This window comes from Methanococcoides sp. AM1 (assembly GCF_900774055.1).
Classification (GTDB): Archaea; Halobacteriota; Methanosarcinia; order Methanosarcinales; family Methanosarcinaceae; genus Methanococcoides.
This window is the reverse complement of record NZ_CAAGSW010000017.1, coordinates 1-439: the sequence shown is the minus strand read 5'-3', so window position 1 is coordinate 439 and position 439 is coordinate 1. Positions and strand designations below refer to the sequence as shown.

Genomic DNA, 439 nt, shown 5'->3' with positions numbered 1-439 from the left:
GATTTCAGTGCTAATGTAACTGAAGGTATTGCTCCCCTGAGTATTGCGTTCACGGATCTCTCAACCAATGCAACGTCATGGTCCTGGGATATTGATGCTGACGGTACTGAGGATTACTTCAGTCAGAATATAATTCATACGTATGATACAGCTGGTTTGTATACTGTCAATCTTACTGTCAGTAATATCAATGGCACTGCTTCCGAAGTCAAGACGAATTATATCAATGTGACATCAGTTCCTATACTTCCGGTTTCTGATTTCAGTGCTAATGTAACTGAAGGTATTGCTCCCCTGAGTATTGCGTTCACGGATCTCTCAACCAATGCAACGTCATGGTCCTGGGATATTGATGCTGACGGTACTGAGGATTACTTCAGTCAGAATATAATTCATACGTATGATACAGCTGGTTTGTATACTGTCAATCTTACTGTCA

Annotated in this window: 1 protein-coding gene; it reads left to right on the top strand. The window is 41.0% G+C overall.

Features of this window, described 5'->3' with window-relative positions; translation table 11 throughout:
* Positions 1-439, top strand: a 439-nt coding sequence (locus E7X57_RS12210) for a PKD domain-containing protein (protein WP_135613267.1), incomplete at both ends; no start/stop codon positions are given.